Source organism: Streptomyces longisporoflavus (assembly GCF_014649775.1).
Taxonomy (GTDB): domain Bacteria; phylum Actinomycetota; class Actinomycetes; order Streptomycetales; family Streptomycetaceae; genus Streptomyces; species Streptomyces longisporoflavus.
In genome coordinates this window covers 440,478-462,392 of sequence record NZ_BMTR01000005.1, presented here as the reverse complement: position 1 = coordinate 462,392, position 21,915 = coordinate 440,478, and the positions used below count along the sequence as shown (strand labels likewise).

Below are 21,915 nucleotides of genomic sequence, written 5' to 3'. Positions count from 1 at the left end.
AAAGTCCCTGGCATGGCACGGATTGTGGTGATCGGCGCCGGGATGGGCGCGATGGCGGCCGCCGCCCGGCTGGCCGTCGCGGGCCACCGGGTGGTGGTGCACGAGCGGTCGGGTACGTACGGGGGAGCGCTCGGCGGCGTCGAGCGCGACGGCTTCGCCTTCGACACGGGCCCCGGCCTCCTGCAACTCCCCGCGGTCTACCGCGACCTGTTCGTCAAGACGGGCAAGGAGCCGCTGGAGCAGTGCGTCGAGCTGTCCCAGGTGGAGCCCGCCGTGCGGCACGTCTTCGCGGACGGCACGGCGATCGACCTGCCCAACGCCTCGCGCGCGGGCGTCGGCGAGGCCCTGGACGCGGCGCTCGGCGGCGACGCGGGCGCCCGCTGGTCGGCGTTCATGAACCGCGCCCGTGAGGCGTGGGACCGAACCCGCCGCCCCCTTCTGGAAGAGCCCCTCTGGCCCAACTGGCAGGTTCTCGCCGAGCGCGAGCCCTACCCCTCGGTGCCGCACAAGCGCCTCCTGCGGCGCGACCTGCGCGCGACCACGCTCACCGGAGTCGGCGAGCTCGAACTGGGCGGCGACGCACGGCTCCTCGCCCTCCTCGAGCAGTACGCCCTCGCGTGGGGACTCGACCCCCGGGCGACCCCGGCGAGCGCGGCCGTCCTGCCCTACATGGAGCACACCTTCGGCGCGTGGTCCGTGCGCGGCGGCATGCGCGCGCTCGCCCGTGCGGTGTACGAACGCTGCCTCGCCCGGCGGGTCGAGTTCGCGTTCGACTCCCCCGTCGCCCGGATCATCGAGAAGGACGGCCGCGCGGCGGGCGTCGAGCTCGCGGACGGGACGGCGCACGAGGCGGACTTCGTGGTCGCCGGTGTCGCGCCCGGCGTACTCGACGGCTTGTTGTCCGGTGTATCCGGCATGTCCGGCGCTTTCGGTGTGAACATCCGGGCGGAGGGTGACGTGCGGGCCCGCGCGGGACTGCCGAGCCGTCTCATGGTGTTCCTCGCGCTGCGCGGTCCCCGTCCCGGGGGCACACCCCACCGGACGGTGCTGCACACACCCGACCGCGCGGACGAGCTCGACCGGCTCTTCGGCGAGGACCCCGGACTGCCCCTGGCCCCCACCCTCACTGTGCTCCGGCCGGACGACCCGGCGCTCACGCCCGACACCGAGCACGAGGCGCTCACGCTGACGGTCACGGTGCCCGCGCACACGCGGATCACCGGGGCGGACGTGGAGCGGCTCATCGCACGCGCCGAGTCCGTGGTCCCGGGCCTGCGTGAGCGGCTGCTGTGGCACGAGGTCCGCACCCCCGCCGACGTCGCGGAGGCCACCGGCGCCGAGGGCGGCGCGGTCCCGCCCCCGTCCCTCGCGGCGGGCGAGGGCCGGTTCCTTCACCCGGCCAACGGCACGCGCCTGCCGGGGCTCTTCGCGGTCGGCGGCTGGTCGCACCCCGGCGGCGGCCTCCCGCACGCGGGCATGTCGGGCGCGCTGGTCGCCGGACTGATCGTGGAGGGACCGGACTTCCGGGGCTCGCAGTGACGCGGTGAGCGGGCCGGCGGGTCCCCGGTCTCAGTAGCGGTACTGCTCGTTGTAGCCCGCGTCGTAATCGTTCCCCCGGGCCTGCTCGCCGCCCTGGTAGGGGTAGGGCTGCTCCGGCGGGAGTTCGCCGCCGTACTGGCCGTAGGGGTCCTCGGCGCTGCGCTGCTGCGGCACCCAGACCCCGCCGGGAGGCGTGTCGTTGTACGTCCCGGCCCCCGTGTCGTACGGATCAGCGGCGCCGTAGGAGGCGTACTGCTGCTCGTTGCCGTACGTGTCGTAGCTCGGCTGACCGCCGTAGGTCTGCGTGCCGATGTACGGGTCGGAGTACGCGGCGTACTGCTGCTGCCCCGTCTCGCCGTACGGGTACGGCTGCTGGGGGTCGTAGCCCGCCGCCGCGTACGTGTCGTAGCCGTAGCCGCTTTCCTGCTGGGCCGGCTGCTCGGCGGCGGCCTGCTGCCGTGCGTACGCGTCGTCGCTGTAGACGCCGTACTGCCCGGTGTCGTCGGGCATCGGCTCCGGCGCGTAGACCCCGCCGCCGGGAGGGGTCTCGGGCGGCGGCCCGGCCGGGCCCGCCTGTTCGTACTCCAGGTCGGAGACCTGCAGCGTCGGCTCCTGGACGGCCTCGCCGCCCCGCGGCGTCGTCTTGCGGCGCTTGCTCAGGCCGGGCTGGCCGCCGAGCGCCCAGCCGGTCGAGAAGCCACGGCGGAACGACAGCGTCACGTACGTCTGTCCCGTGGCGAAGGCGATCGCGCCGATCCCGATGACGACCACCTGGGCCAGCAGCACGCCGATGACCACGCCGAGGAAGCCTCCGAAGGCGAGCAGCCGCCAGCGCAGCCGCGCCTTGTACTGCAACAGCACCTCGCCCAGCAGCCACAGCGCGACGCATCCGAACGCGATGTAGAGGACCGTCCAGCCCATGTACGCCCCTCTCCCCGCGGCCGCCGCCCCCTGGGGTACGGCCGGTCAGGCCTGCGGGTGATGCAGGCCCAGATTTTCGTAGATTTCCAGAGTCGCCGTGGAGTTGTTGAGCGTGATGAAGTGCAGCCCCGGGACACCCTCGGCCAGCAACCGCGCGCAGAACTCCGTCGCGAACTCGATCCCAATGGAGCGTACAGCCGCCGGATCGTCTTTGGCTGTGAGGATGCGCTCTTTGAGCTCCGGCGGGAAGGAAGCGTTGCTGAGCTGGGGCAGCCGCTCCAGCATGCGCACGTTCGTGACCGGCATGATCTCCGGGATGATCGGCGTCGAACACCCGGCGGCCTCGACCCGGTCACGCAGGCGCAGATACTCCTCCGGATAGAAGAACATCTGTGTGATCGCGTAGTCGGCGCCGGCGCGGCACTTGTCGACGAAGTGCCGTACGTCGGTGTCCCAGTCCTCGGAGCGCGGATGCATCGCAGGGAAGGCCGCGACGCCCACGCAGAAGTCGCCCGACTCCTTGATCAGCTCGACCAGTTCGGCCGCGTACGTCAGGCCCTTGGGGTGCTTGACCCAGTCCGCGAGCGGGTCGCCGGGCGGGTCGCCGCGGACCGCGAGCATGTTCCTGATGCCGGCGTCCGCGTACTGCCCGATGATGTTGCGCAGTTCGGCCACGGAGTGGTCGACCGCGGTGAGGTGGGCGACCGGCGTGAGCGTGGAGTCGGCGACGATCTGCTGCGTCTCCTTGACCGTGCCCGCGCGCGTGGACCCGCCCGCTCCGTACGTCACGGAGACGAAGCTGGGGGCCACCGCCTCGACCCGGCGCAGGGCGTTCCACAGGTTCCGCTCGCCCTTCGGGGTCTTCGGCGCCGAGAACTCGAAGGAGTACGTCGTCTCGCCGGTCGCGAGCATGTCACGCACGGTGCGTGCGCGATCAGATCTGGTGGAAGCTGTGCCTAGGGCCATACGGGCAGGTTAGCGACGCCTCACCGCTACCGGCCAATCCCCGTCCACCCTGCGGACAGCCGCCGCGAAGGATGGCCGAAGATCGACGATCAGGCCGTACGCAGCCGCTTTGCGAAGTCGGCCGCCGCTGCCGCCGGATCGTCCGCCTCGGTGATCGCCCGCACGACGACGACGCGGCGGGCGCCGGCCTCGAGCACCTCGTCGAGGTTGCCCGCGTCGATGCCGCCGATGGCGAACCAGGGGCGGTCGGTGCCGAGCGTGGCGGTGTACCGGACGAGGTCGAGTCCGGGGGCGTACCGGCCCGGCTTGGTGGGGGTGGGCCAGCAGGGGCCTGTGCAGAAGTAGTCCACGCCGTCCTGCGTCGCCGCCGCGGCGGCCTCGCTCTCGGCGTGCGTGGAGCGCCCGACGAGCACGTCGTCGCCGAGGATCGCGCGGGCCGCGGGCACGGGCAGGTCGCCCTGGCCCAGGTGCAGCACGTCGGCGCCGATGGCGTGCGCGACGTCCGCGCGGTCGTTCACCGCGAGGAGCTTGCCGTGCCTGCGGGCGGCATCGGCGAAGACCTGGAGGTGTTCGAGCTCCTCGGCCGCCTCCATGCCCTTGTCCCGCAGCTGCACGATGTCGACGCCGCCGCCGAGGACGGCGTCGAGGAACTCCGGGAGGTCGCCCTGGCGCTTGCGGGCGTCCACGCACAGGTAGAGGCGGGCGTCGGCGAGCTGCTCGCGGGCAGGCTTGGTGGCCATGTGGTGGTCCCCCCGGTCGTCGGTGGCCCACGGGCCGCGTGTCCACGGGGGACACACGGCCCGTGCGCAACGGTTTTCCGTGTCGGTCAGACGGCGAGCGCCTGGGCGCGGCGCTTCACCTCCGTCCCGCGATTCTCGCTCAGGGCCTGCGCGGGGGTGCCGGGCAGGGTCGGGTCGGGAGTGAAGAGCCACTCCAGCATCTCTTCGTCGGTGAAGCCGTCGTCCCTCAGGAGCGTCAAGGTGCCGGTGAGGCCCTTGACGATCTTGTCGCCGTCGATGAAGGCGGCCGGCACCGCGAGCGCGCGGTTCTCACCACGGCGTACGGCGATGAGCTGGCCCTCCTTGACCAGCTGGCGCACGCGCGTCACCTCGACGTCGAGCATTTCTGCGATGTCGGGGAGGTGCAGCCACTCGGGGACGAGAGCATCGGTCTTTGCGTCAATCTCGGTCACGGGGACAAGCGTAGCCGCGGGCACCGACAGCGGCCGGGCGGCGGCCCTCACCGACCGCCTCCCGGCCGCTCCCCGGCTACGGCAGCACGGCCTTCTTCAGCGGCACCGCGGGGTCCGCCACCAGGCCGGGATCGAGACGGACGCCCGCCTCGATCAGCTTGCGGCCCTGCGCCAGGTCCCTGGGCCGGCCCACCGCGAGTACGGCGGCCAGGGCGCCCTGCCGCAGCCAGCACACGCTCCAGGCCGCGCCCGACGGATCGCCGCGCCACACCAGCTCGTCGTCGGCGGTGTGATGACCGGCGAACTGGACGAAGCGGCCGAACTGCTCGGACCAGAAGTACGGGACGGGGTCGTAGGCCGAAGGGGTCTCGCCGATGATGTTCGCCGCCACCGTGCGCGGCCCTTGGAGGGCGTTGTCCCAGTGGTGGACGAGAAGGCGCTCGCCATACCTTCCCGAAGGGAAGGAGGAGCAGTCGCCGACCGCGTACACGTCGGCTTCCGACGTCCGCAGATGGTCGTCGGCGAGGACCTCCCGGTGGGCGCCCAGGGCGATGCCGGAGTCCGCGAGCCAGTCCGTGGCGGGGCGTGCGCCGATGCCGACGACGACCGCGTCCGCGGGCAGCCGGGTGCCGTCGGCGAGCAGGACGCCGCCGGGCTCGACGCGCTCCACGCGCGCGTGGACGCGCAGTTCGGCACCGGAGTCGGCGTACCAGGCCGCCATCGGCGCCGCGACCTCCGCGGGCAGGGCTCCCGCGAGCGGCCGCTCGGCGGCTTCGACGACGGTGACCGAGCAGCCCGCCTCACGCGCGGCGGTGGCGAACTCGGCGCCGATCCAGCCCGCGCCGACGACCACGACGCGGCGCTGCCCGGCGAGCACGGGCCGCAGCCGCTCGGCGTCGTCGAGGGTGCGCAGCAGGTGGACGCCGGGGATTCCGGCGGTGTCGGGCAGCAGGACCGGCTCGGCGCCGGTGGCGATGACCAGGGTGTCGTAGGCCACCGGGCCCGACGCGGTGTCCAGCGCGTGGTCCGCCGGGCGCACGCCCGTGACCTCGTGGCCCAGGCGCAGCTCGATGCCGAGCGCCTCGAAGTCGATGTCGAAGGCGGAGCCCTCCGCCTTGCCGAGCAGCACGGCCTTGGACAGCGGCGGCCTGTCGTACGGCGGGTGGGGTTCCGCGCCGATCAGGGTGACCGTGCCGGCGAACCCCTGCTCGCGCAGGGCCACGGCGGTCTGCACCCCGGCCATCCCCGCGCCGACGATGACGACGCGCCGCTCTTCCTGCCTCCGCTGCCCGCCCTGCCTCTGCTGCTCGCTCACCCGATCACTCTAGGACGGCGGACGTTGCGTGCCTCAGGGCGCGACGGGGAGATCTCTGACACACCGTCACTGCTCCTGACCGCACGGCTGCCCTACCTACGCCGGGGCACCAAAGGCTAAGGTTGCCGTGCAGAGCACTCGCGGGAGCCCGGACGCACCGGGCTGAGAGGGAGGCTGGAACGGCCTCCGACCGTACGAACCTGATCCGGGTCATGCCGGCGAAGGGAGGGGCTGGACGCCCATGCATCCACATTCACCACCCCGGGACACGACCGACGTCCTCGTCGTGGGGGGCGGCATCATCGGCCTGGTCACGGCCTGGCGGGCAGCCCAGCGCGGTCTGTCCACGGCGGTCGTGGACCCCGAACCGGGCGGCGGCGCGGCGCAGGTCGCCGCGGGAATGCTGGCCGCCGTCACCGAACTGCACTACGGGGAAGAGACGCTGCTCGGCCTCAATCTGGCCTCCGCGCGGCGCTATCCGGAGTTCGCGGCCGAGCTCGCGGAGGCGAGCGGACGGGATCTCGGTTACCGCGCGTGCGGCACCCTCGCCGTCGCCCTCGACTCGGACGACCGCGCCCACCTGCGTGAGCTGCATGCCCTCCAGGAGCGGTCGGGGCTCACGTCGGAGTGGCTGAGCGGGCGCGAGTGCCGCCGCCTCGAACCGATGCTCGCGCCGGGCGTGCGGGGCGGTCTGCGCGTCGACGGCGATCACCAGGTAGACCCGCGCAGGCTCGCCGCCGCGCTTCTGGTGGCCTGCGAGCGGGCGGGCGTGATCTTCCACCGGGGGTGGGCGGAGCGCCTCTCGGTCGCGGCGGACCGGGCCACCGGGGTCGTCCTCGCCGACGGCACCGCCCTGGCCGCCGGTCAGACCGTGCTCGCCGGGGGCAGCCTCAGCGGGCGCCTTGCCGGGGTCCCGGAGGGCGTCCTGCCGTCCGTGCGCCCCGTGAAGGGGCAGGTACTGCGGCTCGCCGTGCCGCAGCGGTACGCGCCGTTCCTGAGCCGCACCGTGCGCGCCGTCGTGCGCGGCAGCAGCGTCTACCTGGTGCCGCGCGAGAACGGCGAGCTCGTCGTCGGCGCGACCACCGAAGAGCTCGGCTGGGACACGACGGTCACCGCGGGCGGCGTGTACGAGCTCCTCCGGGACGCCCACGAACTCGTACCGGGCATCACGGAGCTGCCGCTGACCGAGACCCGCGCGGGCCTGCGCCCCGGCTCCCCCGACAACGCGCCCCTGCTCGGCCCCTCCGCGCTCCCCGGCCTCCAGCTGGCCACCGGCCACTACCGCAACGGCGTGCTTCTGACGCCCGCCACCGGCGACGTGATGGCGCACGCCCTGACCACCGGGGAGCTGCCCGACGAGGCGCGCGGCTTCACCCCGCTGCGCTTCGCCGACGCCTCCCCCACGCAGCGCTTCATGGAGCAGCCCGCATGACCCTCCCAGCCGTTACCGCCGTCTCCGTCAACGGAGAAGCACGCGATGTGGCCGCGGGCACCACGCTCGAAGCCCTCGTGGCCACCCTCACCGCGGCCCCCACCGGGGTCGCCGCCGCCCTCAACGAAACCGTCGTACCGCGCACGCGGTGGTCCACGACGCCGCTCGCCGAAGGGGACCGCGTCGAGGTCCTCACCGCCGTCCAAGGAGGCTGAACCGACATGGCAGACGACTCCTTCGTCATCGGCGGGCTCACCCTTTCCTCCCGCCTGATCATGGGTACGGGCGGTGCGCCGAGCCTGGACATCCTCGAACGCTCCCTCGTCGCCTCCGGAACGGAACTGACGACGGTCGCGATGCGCCGCCTCGACCCCGGCGTCCAGGGCTCCGTGCTCTCCGTACTCGACCGGCTCGGCATCCGCGTCCTTCCCAACACCGCGGGCTGCTTCACCGCGGGCGAGGCCGTCCTGACCGCCCGGCTCGCGCGCGAGGCGCTCGGCACGGACCTGGTCAAGCTGGAGGTCATCGCGGACGAGCGCACGCTGCTCCCCGACCCGATCGAGCTGATCGACGCCGCCGAGACCCTGGTCGACGACGGTTTCACGGTCCTTCCGTACACGAACGACGATCCGGTGCTCGCGCGGAAGCTGGAGGACGTGGGCTGCGCGGCGATCATGCCGCTCGGCTCCCCCATCGGCTCCGGGCTCGGCATCCGCAATCCGCACAACTTCCAGCTGATCGTCGAGCACGCGGGCGTGCCGGTGATCCTGGACGCGGGGGCGGGAACGGCGTCCGACGCGGCGCTCGCGATGGAGCTGGGGTGCGCGGGTGTGATGCTCGCCTCCGCCGTGACGCGGGCGCAGGAGCCGGTCCTGATGGCCGAGGCGATGCGGCACGGGGTCGACGCGGGGCGGCTCGCGTACCGCGCCGGGCGGATACCCCGGCGGCACTTCGCCGAGGCGTCCTCGCCTGCGGAGGGCTTGGCGCGCCTCGATCCGGAGCGGCCCGCGTTCTGATCCGGGCCCCTGTTACAGGTCGGCTGCAGTCGGGGCCCGGACCTGCCCGGGCGGGCACCGGTGTCAGCGGTGGCTCGTAGACTCCCTGCGTGGACACGACCCTTCAGGACCCGCTCGTCGGCCAGCTGCTCGACGGCCGCTACCGCGTGGACGGGCGGATCGCGGTCGGCGGGATGGCCACGGTCTACCGGGCCGTGGACACCCGCCTCGACCGCGTGCTCGCGCTCAAGGTGATGCACCCGACGCTGGCCGCCGACGTCTCGTTCGTCGACCGCTTCATCCGCGAGGCGAAGTCGATCGCCCGGCTCTCCCACCCGAACGTCGTGGGGGTGTATGACCAGGGCGCCGACGGGGCGTACGTCTATCTGGCGATGGAGTACGTCGCCGGTTGCACCCTGCGTGACGTGCTCCGCGAGCGCGGCGCCCTGCAGCCGCGCGCGGCACTCGACATCCTGGAGCCGGTCCTGGCCGCGCTCGGCGCCGCGCACCGCGCCGGGTTCGTGCACCGCGACATGAAGCCGGAGAACGTCCTCATAGGGGACGACGGCCGGGTCAAGGTCGCCGACTTCGGACTCGTGCGCGCGGTGGACACCGTCACGAGCACGACCGGCACGATCCTCGGCACCGTCTCCTATCTCGCCCCCGAGCAGATAGAGCACGGCACGGCCGACACGCGCGTGGACGTGTACGCCTGCGGCGTCGTGCTCTACGAAATGCTGACCGGCGCCAAGCCGCACTCGGGCGAAACGCCCGCCCAGGTGCTCTACCAGCACCTCCACGAGGACGTGCCGCCCCCGTCGGCCGCCGTTCCGGGGCTCCCCGTCGAGCTCGACGACCTGGTCGCGTCCGCCACCGCCCGCACGCCCGACGTCCGCCCGCACGACGCGGTGGCGCTCCTCGGGCAGGCCAGGCAGGCGCGGGCCGCGCTCTCCGTGGAGCAGCTGGACGCGGAGCCCCCGCAGGCGCTCACGGCGGAGCACGAGCCGCGCGACAACTCCGAGGACCGTACGAACGTGATCCCGCGCGCGGGGCGGCCCGTACAGCTGCCGCTCCCCGCGGAGGGCGGGCAGGACGAGCAGGGCCGCCAGGACAGCCGGGACCGCCAGGACCAGCTCAACCGCACGAGCATCCTGGCCACGCCTCCCGCCGCGCCACCGGCCGCCCCCGGTCGTGGCCGGGGACTGCGCGACAATCCGCGCCGCCGGGTCCTCGTGATCGTCGCGGCGGTGCTCCTTGCCCTCGGCCTCGGCGCGGGCGTCTGGTACATCAACTCCGGACAGTTCACGAAGGTCCCGCCGCTCCTGGCGAAGACCGAGTCGGCGGCCAAGAAGCGCCTCGACGAGGCGGGGCTCGACGTCAAGGACGTCAAGCGCGCGTACAGCGACACCGACAAGCGCGGCACGGTCATGGCCACCGACCCGGCGGCCGGCGAGCGTATCCGGGACAACGGCGGGGTGTCGCTGACCATCTCCAGGGGCCCGCAGATCGTGAAGGTCCCCGACCTCGAGGGCAGCCCCTTGGCCGAGGCCAGGGACAAGCTCAAGGACGCCGGGCTCGCTCCCGGCATGACGAAGAGGGCCTTCAGCGACGAGGTCCGCAAGGGCTCGGTGGTCAGCACGGACCCGGAGGTCGGCACCAAGCGCAAGGCGGGTTCCGCCATCACGCTCGTCGTCAGCAAGGGCCGCGAGGTCGAAGTCCCCGACGTGACGGGCGAGAGCCAGGCCGACGCCACCTCCGAGCTGGAGGAGGCAGGTCTCGAAGTCAAGATCGAGACGAAGCGGGTCCACTCCGAGGAGGACAAGGGCACCGTCGTCGACCAGTCCCCGAGGGAAGGCCAGAAGCGGCTCGCCGAGGGCGACACCGTCACGCTGACGCTCTCCAAGGGCCCCGAGATGATCGAGGTCCCGGACGTCGAGGGCATGAGCGTCGACGAGGCCACGCAGGAGCTTGAGGACGCGGGCTTCGAGGTCGACGAGGACCGCGGTCTGCTCGGCATCTTCGGGGACAAGGTGGAGAGCCAGTCCGTGGAGGGCGGCGACGACGCCCCCAAGGGCTCGACGATCACCATCAAGATCCGCTAGCCGCCGTACCGGGGGCCCGGGGCGCACGTCCGCGGGCCCCTGCCGGCATCCGCCGACGGTTCCGTCCCGCGCGCGTGCCATCCTGGAGCGGGTGAGCAGCAAGAACTCCCCCAGCGTCCCGTCCCGCAATCCCGTCGGCGGCCATGTCCCGGTGGCCGGCGGACTCGCCTCCGTGGGGCTTTCCTACGCCCGTGACCTGGGCGCCGAGGCCGTCCAGGTCTTCGTGGCCAATCCGCGCGGCTGGGCGACGCCGCCCGGCAATCCGAAGCAGGACGAGCAGTTCCGCGCGGCCTGCGCCGCCGAGCGGATTCCCGCGTACGTCCACGCGCCCTACCTCATCAACTTCGGCTCGCACACCGAGGCGACCGTCGAGAAGTCCGTGGAGTCCCTGCGCCACTCGCTGCGCCGCGGCCGTGAGATCGGCGCGCTCGGCGTCGTCGTGCACACCGGCTCCGCGACCGGCGGCCGGGACCGCGCCGTCGCCCTGCGGCAGGTGCGCGAGCGGATGCTGCCGCTCCTGGACGAGCTGACTCACGACGACGACCCGTTCCTGCTCCTGGAGTCGACCGCCGGCCAGGGCTTCTCGCTCTGCTCCCGTACGTGGGACTTCGGCCCGTACTTCGAGGCGCTCGACGCCCATCCGAAGCTGGGCATCTGCCTGGACACCTGCCATATCTTCGCGGCGGGCCACGATCTGGCCGAAACCGGCGGCATGAAGCAGACGCTCGACCTGCTCGTGGACACCGTCGGCGAGGGCCGTCTGAAGCTGGTGCACGCCAACGACTCCAAGGACGTGGTCGGCGCCCACAAGGACCGGCACGAGAACATCGGCACCGGCCACATCGGCGAGGAGCCCTTCCGCGAGCTGATGTCCCACCCCGCGACCGAGAACGTACCGCTCGTCATCGAGACGCCCGGCGGCAAGGAGGGGCACGCGGCGGACGTGGCGCGTCTGAAGGCGCTCAGGAGCCGGTAAAGCTGCGGCCAGGGCTAGAGCTCGGGGCCGTCCCCGGGCTCTTCCTGGTAGGAGTAGCGCTGCTCGGTCCAGGGGTCGCCGACGTTGTGATAGCCGCGTTCCTCCCAGAATCCGCGCCGGTCGGCGGTCATGTACTCGACGCCGCGGACCCACTTCGGGCCCTTCCAGGCGTACAGATGAGGGACCACGAGCCGCAGCGGAAAGCCGTGCTCCGCGGTCAGCAGCTCGCCCCCTTTGTGGGTGGCGAAAATCGTGCGCTCGTCCATGAAGTCGGCCATCCGCAGATTCGAGCTGAAGCCGTACTCGGCCCAGACCATCACGTGCGTGGCCTCGGGCGCGGGCGGCGCGATCTCGAGCAGCGTGCGAGCGGTCACCCCGCCCCATTCGGCGCCCAGCATGCTGAACTTCGTGACGCAGTGCAGGTCGCCGACCACGGTGGCGTACGGAAGGGCCGAGAACTCCTCGTGGGACCAGCAGTGCTTGTCCCCGTCGGCGGTGGCCCCGAAAACCCTGAACTCCCAGCGCTCGGGGCGGAACTTCGGCACCGGGCCGTAGTGCGTGACCGGCCAGCCCCGCTGGAGCCGCTGGCCCGGTGGAAGCTCCGGCTCCACTGCTCCTCGTGATGCGCGATCCGCCGGCTGACCCATGTCTACATCCTGACAGACCGGGGAAGGTGGACGTGACAGGGAGGCCGCCGACCGGCGCCGACCGGCGCCGACCGGACGCTGATTGGGGCAACTCCTACTAAGCGTGCACTTACTGGACGCCTTTCCGCCCCGGTGCAAGGATGCGCGGAACCTGCCCAGTTACCACGTGGAAGGAGCCTCTGCGATGCAGGGCGACCCCGAGGTCATCGAATTTCTCAACGAGCAGCTGACCGCCGAGCTCACGGCGATCAACCAGTACTTTCTGCACGCCAAGATGCAGGAGAACTTCGGCTGGCCGAAGCTCGCGAAGTACACCCGGTCCGAGTCGATCGACGAGATGAAGCACGCGGAGATCCTGACCGACCGGATTCTCTTCCTCGACGGCCTGCCCAATTACCAGCGGCTCTTCCACGTACGCGTGGGCCAGACCGTCACGGAGATGTTCCAGGCCGACCGGCAGATCGAGGCGGAGGCCATCGACCGCCTCCGGCGCGGGATCGAGGTCATGCGCGGCAAGGGAGACATCACTTCCGCGAATATCTTCGAGTCGATCCTCGAGGACGAGGAGCACCACATCGACTATCTCGACACCCAGCTCGAACTGGTCGAGAAACTGGGCGAGCCGCTCTACATCTCGCAGCTCATCGAGCAGCCGGAGAGCTGACCCGGAGCCGGCGGTGGGCTAGGCGGCCTCGTCCAGGCCCGTATCCAGGCCCGCGTCCAGGCCGGTGAGGACGGGTTGCCCCTGGTCGGCCAGCTCCCTGCGGGGGCACGTGCCCCGGCCGAGGAGCGCCTGAATGCTCCGCACACACGAACCGCAGTCGGTGCCCGCCTTGCTGGCGGACGCTATCTGGCGGGGCGTGCAGGCACCGTCGGCCGCGTGCTGCTTCACCTGCGCTTCGGTAACCCCGAAGCAGTTGCAGACGTACACGCGGTTCACCTCCCGGGCAGGACTCATCGGCGGCGCCGTCCCGATTAATCGGTGAGGCTAACCTAACCTTACCCACGACCCCGGGTCCACAAAAGCCCCCGATACGCCGGTGGGGCACGGATCACATGGATCCGTGCCCCACCATCGCGTTACCGGGAATTACTACTGGTCGCGGTACATCTCCGCCACCAGGAACGCCAGGTCCAGGGACTGGCTGCGGTTCAGACGCGGGTCGCAGGCCGTCTCGTAGCGCTGGTGCAGGTCGTCGACGAAGATCTCGTCGCCGCCGCCCACGCACTCGGTGACGTCGTCACCGGTGAGCTCGACGTGGATGCCGCCGGGGTGGGTGCCGAGAGCCTTGTGGACCTCGAAGAAGCCCTTGACCTCGTCGAGCACGTCGTCGAAGCGGCGCGTCTTGTGGCCGGAGGCCGCCTCGTAGGTGTTGCCGTGCATCGGGTCGGTGATCCAGGCGACGGTCGCGCCGGACGCGGTGACCTTCTCCACGAGCTCGGGCAGCTTGTCACGGACCTTGTCGGCGCCCATGCGGACGATGAAGGTCAGGCGGCCGGGCTCGCGGTCCGGGTCGAGACGCTCGATGTACTGCAGCGCCTCCTCCGTGGTCGTCGTCGGGCCGAGCTTGATGCCGACCGGGTTGCGCACCTTGGAGGCGAACTCGATGTGCGCGCCGTCCAGCTGACGGGTGCGCTCACCGATCCAGACCATGTGGCCCGAAGTGTCGTACAGCCGCCCGGTGCGCGAGTCCACGCGGGTGAGGGCCGACTCGTAGTCGAGGAGGAGCGCCTCGTGCGAGGCGTAGAACTCGACGGTCTTGAACTCCTCCGGGTCCGTCCCGCAGGCGCGCATGAAGTTGAGCGCGTTGTCGATCTCGCGCGCCAGCTGCTCGTAGCGCTGGCCGGAGGGGGACGACTTCACGAAGTCCTGGTTCCAGGCGTGCACCTGGCGCAGGTCGGCGTAACCGCCGGTGGTGAAGGCGCGCACGAGGTTGAGCGTCGAGGCGGAGGCGTTGTACATCCGCTTCAGGCGCTCGGGGTTCGGGACGCGGGCCTTCTCGTTGAAGTCGAAGCCGTTGACCGAGTCGCCGCGGTACGTCGGCAGGGTCACGCCGTCGCGGGTCTCGGTGCCCTTGGAGCGCGGCTTCGAGTACTGACCCGCGATGCGGCCGACCTTCACGACGGGCACGGAGGCCGCGTACGTCAGGACGGCGCCCATCTGGAGCAGCGTCTTCAGCTTGTTGCGGATGTGGTCGGCCGACACGGCGTCGAAGGCCTCGGCGCAGTCGCCGCCCTGGAGCAGGAACGCCTCTCCCTTGGCGACCGAGGCCAGTCGGGCGCGCAGCTGGTCGCACTCGCCCGCGAAGACGAGCGGCGGATACGACTCGAGGTCCGCGATCACATCGCGCAGAGCCTCGGCATCGGGGTACTCGGGCTGCTGCGCCGCGGGAAGGTCTCGCCAGGTGTTGCCACCGGAAGGGGTGGTCTTAGCGTTCACGGTCACGCGCACAACATTACGGGGTGATGTCCGCCGTCCATTCCCCCGCTCACGAAGTGAGACGGACCCGACACGGCGGGGCGTCGGCGCGCGGATGCGCTAATGTGCCGGACATGCACGCGCAGACGACTCGAAACTGGTGGTGGCCCGCTCATCCGGCGGCCCGCTGATTCTGCGCGTACGAAGACTCGCGAAGGCCGCCCGAGGGGCGGCCTTCAGTGTTTTCCGGACCAGGGTCCGGGAGAGCCGGGCCGTTCCTCTCCGAGTGAGAAGGAACAAGACCCGAGATGAACACCCCGAACCATTTCGCCGCCCTGCTGTCCGACGACCGTCCGTTCGCCGTGCTGCGACGCCGGACGCCCGGCCGTGACCACGACACGGTCGAGATCCTGATCGGCGCGGTCGGCACGTACGACCGGCTCGCCGACATCCCCGACGAGGGGCTCGCCCTGATCCCCTTCCGGCAGATCAGGGAGCGCGGTTTCGACGTGCGCGACGACGGCACGCCGCTCGCGGTCCTGACCCCCGAGGAGGCGTACGAACTCCCGCTCGCCGAGGCACTTGCGGCGCTGCCCGCCCATGACGTGCGCGTCGAGGGCGGGGCCTTCGACGTCGACGACGCGGCGTACGGGGAGATCGTCGGGCGGGTCCTGCGCGAGGAGATCGGGCGCGGCGAGGGCGCGAACTTCGTGATCCGGCGGACGTACGAGGGCGAGATCCCCGGCTTCTCCAGAGCGGACGCACTGGCGCTCTTCCGCAGGCTGCTCGTGGGCGAGCGCGGCGCCTACTGGACGTACGTCGTGCACACCGGGGACCGGGCCCTTGTCGGGGCGAGCCCCGAGGTGCATGTGCGGATGTCGGGCGGGACGGTCGTGATGAACCCGATCAGCGGGACCTACCGCTACCCGGCCGAAGGGCCCACGGCGGACGATCTGCTCGGCTTCCTCGCGGACGGCAAGGAGACCGAGGAGCTGTCGATGGTCGTCGACGAGGAACTGAAGATGATGTGCACCGTCGGCGACATGGGCGGCGTCGTGGTCGGGCCGAGGCTCAAGGAGATGGCCCACCTCGCGCACACGGAGTACGAGTTGCGCGGCAAGTCCTCGCTCGACGTACGCGAGGTCCTGAAGGAGACGATGTTCGCGGCGACCGTCACGGGCTCGCCCGTGCAGAACGCCTGCCGCGTCATCGAGCGCTACGAGCCCCTCGGACGGGACGGCGTCGGGCGCGGGTACTACGCGGGCGCGCTCGCCCTCATCGGCCGGGACTCGGGCGGCGCGCAGACCCTCGACTCCCCCATCCTGATCCGCACCGCCGACATCTCCGCGGACGGAAGGCTGCGGGTCCCGGTCGGCGCGACGCTGGTGCGCGGTTCCGACCCGGCGAGCGAGGTGGCCGAGACACACGCGAAGGCGGCCGGCGTCCTCGCCGCCCTCGGGGTGCGTCCGGGGCGGCCCCGCGACGAGCGCGTAGGCCCAGCCCTGGCCGACGATCCGCGGGTGCGGGCCGCGCTCGACAGCCGGCGGGCCGGGCTCGCGCCCTTCTGGCTGCGGATGCAGGAGCAGACCGCGGAGCTGTCGGGACACGCCCTGGTGATCGACGGCGAGGACACCTTCACGGCGATGCTGGCGCATCTGCTGCGCTCCTCGGGTCTCACCGTCTCCGTACGCCGCTACGACGAGCCCGGCCTGCGGGAAGTGGTCCGCGCCCACGAGGGCCCGCTGGTCATCGGCCCCGGCCCCGGCGACCCCGCCGACCCCGCCGACCCGAAGATGACCTTCCTGCGCTCACTGACCGCGGACGCCGTCCGCGATCACCGCCACGGCGTCCTCGGTGTCTGCCTCGGCCATGAGCTCCTGGCCGCCGAGCTGGGCCTTGAGATCGTCCGCAAGGAGGTGCCCTACCAGGGCGCGCAGACGCGGATCGACCTGTTCGGGCGGCCGGAGACGGTCGGCTTCTACAACAGCTTCGTGGCCCGCTGCGACGAGGAGACGTCCCTCGAACTCGCGGCGCACGGCATCGAGCTCAGCAGGGACCCGGCCACGGGAGAGGTGCACGCGCTGCGGGGCCGCGGCTTCGCGGGCGTCCAGTTCCACCCGGAGTCGGTGCTCTCGATCCGGGGGACGGCGATCGTGCGGGAGCTGCTCTCGGGGGTGCTCGTCTAGGGCGTGGGGGCCGCCGGGACAAGCACGTTCTCGCTGCGGCGCCCCGCACGGTAGTCCAGGACGTTCTGCACCGTGGTCCCGACGATCTGAGCGACGGCGTCCACGGTGTAGTACGCCTGGTGCGAGGTCACCACGACGTTCGGGAACGTCACCAGGCGGGCCAGGGTGTCGTCCGCGACGGCCTCCAGGGACTTGTCGAGGAAGAAGAGCCCGGCCTCCGCCTCGTACACGTCGAGCCCGACGCCCGCGAACCGCCCCGCCCGCAACTCGCCGACCAGGGCGTCGGTGTCGACCAGGCCGCCGCGGCTGGAGTTCACCAGGATCGCGTCGTCCTTCATCAGCCGCAGGGCGTCGGCGCCGATGATGTGCTGCGTCGCGGGGAGCAGCGGGACGTGCAGGCTGATCAGGTCGGCCGCCGCGAAGAGCTCCTCCTTCGCGACGTACTTCATGCCGAGCTCGACGCACGCGGGGTTCTCCACGACGTCCCAGCCGAGCAGCTTCATCCCGAAGCCGTGCGCGATCCGGGTGAACGCCTCGCCGATCTTGCCGGTGCCGAGCACGCCGACCGTGCGGCCCCGCAGGTCCCGGCCCATCAGTCCGTCGAGCCTGAAGTCGAAGTCGCGGGTGCGGTTGCCGGCCCGGACGATGCGGCGGTTGACGGCCATCGCCAGCGTCCAGGCGAATTCGGCGACGGAGTACGGCGAGTAGTACGAGACACGGGCGATCGTGAGGCCGAGGCGTTCGGCGACCCGGAGATCGATGTTGTTGAACCCCGTCGAACGCTGGGCGATCATCCGCGTGCCGCCCGCGGCGAGGCTCTCCAGGACGGCGCCGCCGAGATCGGCGTTGACGCTGGTGGAGACGATCTCGTGGCCGGCCGCGATGGGGGCGGTGTCCTCGGTGAGGAACACATCGAGGCAGCGGCAGCGGAGGGGGTGGTGCCCCTCGAAGGCCTTCTCGATCAGCGGCTTCTCGTCGGCCTGCACGCCGAAGGCGAGGATCTCCATGCGGGGAGTCTATGTACGGGCTGGTGGGACGGCACCCGCAAGCCGGGCGCCGTCCCCCTGCGGCGTTCTCAGCCGAAGAAGACCCCGACCTCGGAGTACAGCTTCGGGTCCACCGTCTTCAGGCGGGCCGTCGCCTCGGCGATCGGGACCCGCACGATGTCCGTGCCCTGCAACGCGACCATCTTCCCGAAGTCGCCGTCCCGTACGGCCTCGATCGCGTGCAGGCCGAAGCGCGTGGCCAGCCACCGGTCGAAGGCGCTGGGCGTCCCGCCGCGCTGGATGTGCCCGAGGACGGTCGTGCGTGCTTCCTTCCCCGTCCGGCCCTCGATCTCCTTGGCGAGCCACTCCCCGACGCCCGAGAGCCGCACATGCCCGAAGGAGTCCTGCGTCCCGTCCTTGAGGACCATCTCGCCGTCCTTGGGCATGGCCCCTTCGGCGACGACGACGATCGGCGCGTACGAGGCCTTGAAACGCGAGGTCACCCAGGCACACACCTGGTCGACGTCGAAGCGCTGCTCCGGGATGAGGATGACGTTCGCGCCCCCGGCGAGCCCGGAGTGCAGCGCGATCCAGCCCGCGTGCCGCCCCATGACCTCGCAGACCAGGACCCGCATGTGCGACTCGGCGGTGGTGTGCAGCCGGTCGATCGCCTCGGTGGCGATGCCCACCGCGGTGTCGAAGCCGAAGGTGTAGTCCGTGGCGGAAAGGTCGTTGTCGATCGTCTTCGGTACGCCGACGACATTGATGCCGTACTCGTCGGTGAGCCGGGCGGCGACGCCGAGGGTGTCCTCGCCGCCGATCGCGATGAGGGACCCGACCTCGTTCTTGGCGAGGTTCTCCTTGATGCGCCGGACGCCGTTCTCCTCCTTGAGCGGGTTCGTGCGCGAGGAGCCGAGGATGGTGCCGCCGCGGGGCAGGATGCCGCGCACGGCCGGGATGTCGAGCGGGACGGTGTCGCCCTCCAGGGGACCGCGCCAGCCGTCCCGGAAGCCGACGAAGTCATAGCCGTACTCCTGCACGCCCTTGCGGACGATGCCCCGGATGACGGCGTTGAGCCCGGGGCAGTCGCCGCCTCCGGTCAGTACTCCGATTTTCGTGGCCGCCATGGAAACGTCCCTTCGCCTCAGTGACCTGATGCGGGTCACGCTAATGGTGATCCAGGTCACTCAGGGACGGTGCGGATGGTCAATTCCTGGCCGGAACAGGGGAGTTGATCACCCGGGTTCACCCGTACGAGGGGTTTCCAGCGGGGTCACGCGTCGTCGAGACCCCGCTCGATCGCGTACCGCACGAGCTCCACGCGGTTGTGCAGCTGGAGCTTGCCCAGGGTGTTCTGCACGTGGTTCTGCACGGTGCGGTGCGAGATGACCAGGCGCTCGGCGATCTGCTTGTAGCTCAGTCCCTTGGCGACGAGCCGGAGCACCTCGGTCTCGCGGTCGGTCAGCTGCGGGGCCTTCGGCTCGTCCGGGGCGCCGGGCACCGGGTCGGAGGCCAGGCGGCGGTACTCGCCGAGGACGAGGCCCGCGAGGCCCGGCGTGAACACCGTGTCGCCGACGGCCGTGCGGCGCACCGCGTCGGTCAGCTCGGCGGTGGACGCCGACTTCAGGAGATAGCCGGTGGCGCCGGACTTGACCGCCTCCAGGACGTCGGCGTGCTCGCCGCTCGCCGAGAGGACGAGCACCCGCAGGGCGGGGTTGGCGCCGACGAGTTCCTTGCAGACCTGGACGCCCGGCTTCAGGGGCAGGTTCAGGTCGAGCACGAGGACGTCGGGCGTCACGGCCTGTGCGCGGCGCACGGCCTGTTCGCCGTCGCCCGCCGTGGCGACCACGTCGAAACCGGCCTCCGCGAGGTCGCGGGCGACCGCGTCCCGCCACATCGGATGGTCGTCGACGACCATCACCTTGACGGCGCCCCCGCCGACCCGGCCGGCTTCGCCGTCGTACTGCTGATGCTGCTGATGCTGCGCGCTCATCGTGCCTTTCCTGCCTTCCCCCGTGTGCTGCCCGCGTCCGCCGCGCCTTTCGCGGCCCGCGGGACCCTGAGTTCCACTTCCGTCCCCTGGCCCGGCACCGAGATCAGCTCGGCCGTGCCTCCGATGTCCCGAAGGCGCCCCCGGATCGACAGGGCGACACCGAGCCGCCCCTCCCCCTCCGCCTCCGCGAGACGGCCCTCGGGAATGCCGGGGCCGTCGTCCCGTACCGTCACGATCACGGCGTCCGGCTCGTCCTCGACCAGGATCCAGGCGCCGGCGTCCGGACCCGCGTGCCGGTGGACGTTGTCCAGGGCGGCCCCCACCGCGGCGGCCAGTTCCCGCGCGGCCCGCGGCGGCAGGGGCACCGGAGCGCCGGGCTCGGAGACGGTCACCTTCGCGCCCGCGTACGGGAAGAGGAGCGGTCGCAGGTCACAGGGCTCGCCGTCGTCGGCGTCCAGGGGGTCGCCGGCGTCGTCGGGCTCCTCCACCACGCGGACGACGGCCCCCTGCGAGGCGTCCTCCGACTCGTGCGACGTACGGACCAGACCGCCCGCCACCAGGGTGCGCAGCGCGACCTCCTGCTCGCCCGCCATCCTGCCGAGCTCCGCGGCCTCGCCGCCGAGCGCGCTGCCGCGCCGCTGCACCATCGCGAGGACCTGGAGCACGCTGTCGTGGATGTCGCGGGCCAGGCGCTCCCGCTCGCGGGTCGCGGCCTCGATCTCCAGGGCGCGGGCGAGGGTGCGCTCGGAGGCGCGGGCCACCTCGACGACGTATCCGATGGCGATGGACGCGATGCAGACGAGCAGGACGTTGTGGAGCGTGTCCTGGGTGGGGCTGCCGCGCTGGGCGATGTTGGCGGCGCCGACGAGCGCCGACGCGCAGGCCGCCCACCGCCAGCCGCCCTTGATCGCGAACGCGAGCACCGCGCCGGCCGTCCATATGGAGGGCAGCGTCGGGCCGTCGTGCACGATCCGCTGGTGCGAGTCGGCGACCGGCGTGAGCAGGATGCCGACCAGGGCGATGGTGAGGTCGATGACCAGGAACCGCTTGGTGCAGCTCGCCGCGTTCGCGACCTTCGGCAGCGTGCCCAGGGTCCAGCCCGCGAGCACCACGTAGAAGGCGACGGCCACCCAGGGGCGGTCGAACTTCTCGTGCGCGGCCACGAAGAGGCCGATCGCGTACAGCATGGTCAGTACGCGATAGCCCGTCAGCGCGCGCCACAGCGGCTGCTCGACCGACATCCTCATGACACGCACGCGCTTGGTCATGTCCCCCACCCCCTGGCACCCCCTGGCACCCCTCGGGTCGCCCGCGGCTCCCCTTTGCGCTCACTCCCCCGCACTGACGCGGTCAGGCGCCGGAGCGTTCCTTCTGTGCCGCGGCGGCGACCTTCTCCGCCTTTTTCTCGGCTTCCTTCTCGGCCTTCGCCGCATCCGCCATCCGGCGCTTGGCCGCCGTCGCGTACTCGTCGACGTACTCCTGGCCGGACAGCTTCATGATCTCGTACATGACTTCGTCGGTCACCGCCCGCAGGACGAACCGGTCGTGCTCCATGCCGTGGTACCGGCTGAAGTCGAGCGGCTCGCCGATCCTGATCCCGGGCCGCATCAGCTTCGGGAGCACCTTGCCGGGCGGCTGGATCTTCTCGGTGTCGATCATCGCCACGGGCAGCACCGGCGCCCCGGTGGCCAGGGCCACGCGCGCGAGACCGCCCGGCTTGCCACGGTAGAGCCTGCCGTCGGGCGAACGGGTGCCTTCCGGGTAGATGCCGAAGAGCTCACCGCGCTCCAGAACCTCGATGCCGCTCTTGATGGCCGCCTCGCCCGCGCCGCGGCCGCCGGAGCGGTCCACGGGCAGCTGGCCCACGCCCTTGAAGAAGGCCGCGGTGAGCTTGCCCTTCACGCCCGGGGACGTGAAGTACTCCGCCTTCGCGATGAAGGTGACCTTGCGGTCGAGGACCGCGGGCAGGAAAAAGGAGTCCGAGAAGGACAGATGGTTGCTTGCCAGGACGGCCGGCCCCTCGGCGGGAACGTTCTCAAGGCCCTCCACCCAGGGCCTGAAGCCGAGCTTCAGCGGCCCGCCGATGGCGACCTTCATTGCGCCGTAGATCAAACCGAGTGCCTCCTGTTAAGTGTGGATCAGACCTTAACCCGCAGTAAGCCCAAAGAGCCCGACGGCCCTGGTCGGTGTCAGTCCGGTCGCGTACCGTGAAGTACTCCTCGAATCCCCGCAGCCACACCTCACGA

Annotated in this window: 22 protein-coding genes and 1 riboswitch; of the genes, 9 read left to right on the top strand and 13 right to left on the bottom strand. The window is 71.5% G+C overall.

Annotated elements, in window-relative coordinates:
* Positions 1-12: 12 nt before the first annotated feature.
* Positions 13-1,539: a phytoene desaturase family protein gene (locus tag IE226_RS13540; RefSeq protein WP_190081374.1), complete on the top strand. Its 1,527-nt coding sequence runs from the start codon at positions 13-15 to the stop codon at positions 1,537-1,539.
* Positions 1,540-1,569: 30 nt separating this feature from the next.
* Here the strand turns inward: IE226_RS13540 and IE226_RS13535 are convergent, their stop codons facing one another.
* From IE226_RS13535 to IE226_RS13515, 5 genes are all read right to left on the bottom strand, one after another.
* Complete coding sequence (locus IE226_RS13535) at positions 1,570-2,460, bottom strand: hypothetical protein (RefSeq protein WP_190081373.1); 891 nt, start codon at positions 2,458-2,460, stop codon at positions 1,570-1,572.
* A gap of 45 nt (positions 2,461-2,505) precedes the next feature.
* Positions 2,506-3,426: a methylenetetrahydrofolate reductase [NAD(P)H] gene (gene metF / locus IE226_RS13530; RefSeq protein WP_190081372.1), complete on the bottom strand. Its 921-nt coding sequence runs from the start codon at positions 3,424-3,426 to the stop codon at positions 2,506-2,508.
* 89 nt (positions 3,427-3,515) lie between these two features.
* Entirely contained in the window at positions 3,516-4,166 is a 651-nt protein-coding gene (gene thiE / locus IE226_RS13525) for a thiamine phosphate synthase (RefSeq protein ID WP_190081371.1), read from the bottom strand.
* Positions 4,167-4,252: 86 nt separating this feature from the next.
* Positions 4,253-4,618 carry an Rv2175c family DNA-binding protein gene (locus IE226_RS13520; protein WP_190081370.1) on the bottom strand — a complete coding sequence of 122 codons (366 nt, stop codon included), beginning with the start codon at positions 4,616-4,618 and terminating at the stop codon, positions 4,253-4,255.
* 76 nt (positions 4,619-4,694) lie between these two features.
* Complete coding sequence (locus IE226_RS13515; RefSeq protein WP_229870895.1) at positions 4,695-5,861, bottom strand: NAD(P)/FAD-dependent oxidoreductase; 1,167 nt, start codon at positions 5,859-5,861, stop codon at positions 4,695-4,697.
* 202 nt (positions 5,862-6,063) lie between these two features.
* Positions 6,064-6,177: riboswitch (TPP riboswitch) on the top strand.
* Between IE226_RS13515 and thiO the strand changes: the two genes are divergently transcribed.
* From thiO to IE226_RS13490, 5 genes are all read left to right on the top strand, one after another.
* Positions 6,175-7,365: a glycine oxidase ThiO gene (gene thiO, locus IE226_RS13510; RefSeq protein ID WP_190081368.1), complete on the top strand. Its 1,191-nt coding sequence runs from the start codon at positions 6,175-6,177 to the stop codon at positions 7,363-7,365. (Overlaps the previous riboswitch by 3 nt.)
* Positions 7,362-7,580: a sulfur carrier protein ThiS gene (thiS, locus tag IE226_RS13505; RefSeq protein ID WP_190081367.1), complete on the top strand. Its 219-nt coding sequence runs from the start codon at positions 7,362-7,364 to the stop codon at positions 7,578-7,580. The genes thiO and thiS overlap by 4 nt, the downstream gene beginning before the upstream one ends.
* Positions 7,581-7,586: 6 nt before the next feature.
* Complete coding sequence (locus IE226_RS13500) at positions 7,587-8,381, top strand: thiazole synthase (protein ID WP_190081366.1); 795 nt, start codon at positions 7,587-7,589, stop codon at positions 8,379-8,381.
* An 89-nt stretch (positions 8,382-8,470) separates the two neighbouring features.
* Positions 8,471-10,462: a Stk1 family PASTA domain-containing Ser/Thr kinase gene (gene pknB, locus IE226_RS13495; protein ID WP_190081365.1), complete on the top strand. Its 1,992-nt coding sequence runs from the start codon at positions 8,471-8,473 to the stop codon at positions 10,460-10,462.
* A gap of 91 nt (positions 10,463-10,553) precedes the next feature.
* Positions 10,554-11,438, top strand: a complete 885-nt coding sequence (locus IE226_RS13490; RefSeq protein ID WP_190081364.1) for a deoxyribonuclease IV — start codon at positions 10,554-10,556, stop codon at positions 11,436-11,438.
* Positions 11,439-11,452: 14 nt separating this feature from the next.
* Here IE226_RS13490 and IE226_RS13485 read toward each other — a convergent pair whose 3' ends face one another.
* The gene (locus IE226_RS13485; RefSeq protein WP_190081363.1) at positions 11,453-12,085 is read right to left on the bottom strand and encodes a sulfite oxidase-like oxidoreductase; all 633 of its coding nucleotides are present in this window, start codon (positions 12,083-12,085) and stop codon (positions 11,453-11,455) included.
* A gap of 184 nt (positions 12,086-12,269) precedes the next feature.
* Between IE226_RS13485 and bfr the strand changes: the two genes are divergently transcribed.
* Positions 12,270-12,749: a bacterioferritin gene (bfr, locus tag IE226_RS13480; protein ID WP_190081362.1), complete on the top strand. Its 480-nt coding sequence runs from the start codon at positions 12,270-12,272 to the stop codon at positions 12,747-12,749.
* An 18-nt stretch (positions 12,750-12,767) separates the two neighbouring features.
* On the opposite strand, the gene IE226_RS13475 is transcribed toward bfr, so the two are convergent.
* On the bottom strand, positions 12,768-13,043 hold the full coding sequence (locus IE226_RS13475; RefSeq protein ID WP_190081361.1) for a (2Fe-2S)-binding protein: 276 nt from the start codon (positions 13,041-13,043) through the stop codon (positions 12,768-12,770).
* Between the two features lie 135 nt (positions 13,044-13,178).
* Positions 13,179-14,531 (bottom strand): class II 3-deoxy-7-phosphoheptulonate synthase, encoded by a 1,353-nt coding sequence (locus IE226_RS13470; RefSeq protein WP_190081360.1) that lies wholly within the window; start codon positions 14,529-14,531, stop codon positions 13,179-13,181.
* A gap of 20 nt (positions 14,532-14,551) precedes the next feature.
* Between IE226_RS13470 and IE226_RS45520 the strand changes: the two genes are divergently transcribed.
* Complete coding sequence (locus IE226_RS45520) at positions 14,552-14,695, top strand: trp operon leader peptide (protein ID WP_506417420.1); 144 nt, start codon at positions 14,552-14,554, stop codon at positions 14,693-14,695.
* Positions 14,696-14,812: 117 nt separating this feature from the next.
* A complete protein-coding gene (locus IE226_RS13465; RefSeq protein ID WP_190081359.1) occupies positions 14,813-16,690 on the top strand; it encodes an anthranilate synthase family protein in 1,878 nt (625 codons plus the stop codon).
* On the opposite strand, the gene IE226_RS13460 is transcribed toward IE226_RS13465, so the two are convergent.
* The 5 genes from IE226_RS13460 to IE226_RS13440 form a co-directional block, all read right to left on the bottom strand.
* Positions 16,687-17,697 (bottom strand): 2-hydroxyacid dehydrogenase, encoded by a 1,011-nt coding sequence (locus IE226_RS13460; protein WP_190081358.1) that lies wholly within the window; start codon positions 17,695-17,697, stop codon positions 16,687-16,689. The genes IE226_RS13465 and IE226_RS13460 overlap by 4 nt on opposite strands.
* Positions 17,698-17,765: 68 nt before the next feature.
* A complete protein-coding gene (locus tag IE226_RS13455; RefSeq protein ID WP_190081357.1) occupies positions 17,766-18,803 on the bottom strand; it encodes a 6-phosphofructokinase in 1,038 nt (345 codons plus the stop codon).
* Positions 18,804-18,949: 146 nt separating this feature from the next.
* Positions 18,950-19,669, bottom strand: a complete 720-nt coding sequence (locus tag IE226_RS13450) for a response regulator (RefSeq protein ID WP_373306945.1) — start codon at positions 19,667-19,669, stop codon at positions 18,950-18,952.
* The gene (gene macS / locus IE226_RS13445) at positions 19,666-20,937 is read right to left on the bottom strand and encodes a MacS family sensor histidine kinase (protein WP_190081356.1); all 1,272 of its coding nucleotides are present in this window, start codon (positions 20,935-20,937) and stop codon (positions 19,666-19,668) included. The genes IE226_RS13450 and macS overlap by 4 nt, the downstream gene beginning before the upstream one ends.
* 82 nt (positions 20,938-21,019) lie before the next feature.
* Positions 21,020-21,766, bottom strand: a complete 747-nt coding sequence (locus tag IE226_RS13440; protein ID WP_190081465.1) for a lysophospholipid acyltransferase family protein — start codon at positions 21,764-21,766, stop codon at positions 21,020-21,022.
* Positions 21,767-21,915 lie beyond the last annotated feature (149 nt).

Excerpts from the sequence above, each read along its gene's own strand:
- IE226_RS13475 (WP_190081361.1), bottom strand. The coding sequence starts at position 13,043 with ATGAGTCCTGCCCGGGAGGTGAACCGCGTGTACGTCTGCAACTGCTTC.
- IE226_RS13450 (WP_373306945.1), bottom strand. The coding sequence starts at position 19,669 with ATGAGCGCGCAGCATCAGCAGCATCAGCAGTACGACGGCGAAGCCGGC.
- IE226_RS13465 (WP_190081359.1), top strand. The coding sequence starts at position 14,813 with ATGAACACCCCGAACCATTTCGCCGCCCTGCTGTCCGACGACCGTCCG.
- IE226_RS13440 (WP_190081465.1), bottom strand. The coding sequence starts at position 21,766 with ATGAAGGTCGCCATCGGCGGGCCGCTGAAGCTCGGCTTCAGGCCCTGG.
- IE226_RS13455 (WP_190081357.1), bottom strand. The coding sequence starts at position 18,803 with ATGGCGGCCACGAAAATCGGAGTACTGACCGGAGGCGGCGACTGCCCC.
- macS (WP_190081356.1), bottom strand. The coding sequence starts at position 20,937 with ATGACCAAGCGCGTGCGTGTCATGAGGATGTCGGTCGAGCAGCCGCTG.
- IE226_RS13500 (WP_190081366.1), top strand. The coding sequence starts at position 7,587 with ATGGCAGACGACTCCTTCGTCATCGGCGGGCTCACCCTTTCCTCCCGC.
- IE226_RS45520 (WP_506417420.1), top strand. The coding sequence starts at position 14,552 with ATGTCCGCCGTCCATTCCCCCGCTCACGAAGTGAGACGGACCCGACAC.
- IE226_RS13535 (WP_190081373.1), bottom strand. The coding sequence starts at position 2,460 with ATGGGCTGGACGGTCCTCTACATCGCGTTCGGATGCGTCGCGCTGTGG.
- bfr (WP_190081362.1), top strand. The coding sequence starts at position 12,270 with ATGCAGGGCGACCCCGAGGTCATCGAATTTCTCAACGAGCAGCTGACC.
- thiE (WP_190081371.1), bottom strand. The coding sequence starts at position 4,166 with ATGGCCACCAAGCCTGCCCGCGAGCAGCTCGCCGACGCCCGCCTCTAC.
- IE226_RS13460 (WP_190081358.1), bottom strand. The coding sequence starts at position 17,697 with ATGGAGATCCTCGCCTTCGGCGTGCAGGCCGACGAGAAGCCGCTGATC.
- metF (WP_190081372.1), bottom strand. The coding sequence starts at position 3,426 with ATGGCCCTAGGCACAGCTTCCACCAGATCTGATCGCGCACGCACCGTG.
- thiO (WP_190081368.1), top strand. The coding sequence starts at position 6,175 with ATGCATCCACATTCACCACCCCGGGACACGACCGACGTCCTCGTCGTG.
- IE226_RS13485 (WP_190081363.1), bottom strand. The coding sequence starts at position 12,085 with ATGGGTCAGCCGGCGGATCGCGCATCACGAGGAGCAGTGGAGCCGGAG.
- thiS (WP_190081367.1), top strand. The coding sequence starts at position 7,362 with ATGACCCTCCCAGCCGTTACCGCCGTCTCCGTCAACGGAGAAGCACGC.
- IE226_RS13515 (WP_229870895.1), bottom strand. The coding sequence starts at position 5,861 with ATGGCCGGGGTGCAGACCGCCGTGGCCCTGCGCGAGCAGGGGTTCGCC.
- IE226_RS13540 (WP_190081374.1), top strand. The coding sequence starts at position 13 with ATGGCACGGATTGTGGTGATCGGCGCCGGGATGGGCGCGATGGCGGCC.